Source organism: Streptomyces sp. GbtcB7 (genome assembly GCF_019091445.1).
Classification (GTDB): domain Bacteria; phylum Actinomycetota; class Actinomycetes; order Streptomycetales; family Streptomycetaceae; genus Streptomyces; species Streptomyces mirabilis.
On sequence record NZ_JAGXJM010000735.1, the window covers coordinates 1 to 231 of the forward strand.

Genomic DNA, 231 nt, shown 5'->3' on the forward strand with positions numbered 1-231 from the left:
CGCGTCCAGGACGAATCCGGCCAGGCGGGGCTAGAAGACCGCGTCGCCGTCCTGGACGCGGAAGATGGAGTCCTCCAGGTCCGTGCCGGTGATGGTCTTGGTGACGTACCCACGGGCGCTGCCCCGGGTCACACCGATGGCGTCCTTCCCGGCGTGCGACACGGAGAGGGCGAGGAAACGGACCGGCCGCCGGGGGGCGGCCATCAACGGGGAGGCGCGGGGCAGTACCTC

1 pseudogene is annotated in these 231 nt (G+C 71.9%); it reads right to left on the minus strand.

The features are described from left to right. Window positions 1-33 precede the first annotated feature (33 nt). A pseudogene (locus KVT44_RS57390) lies at window positions 34-231 on the minus strand (DNA-binding response regulator); the annotation flags it as partial.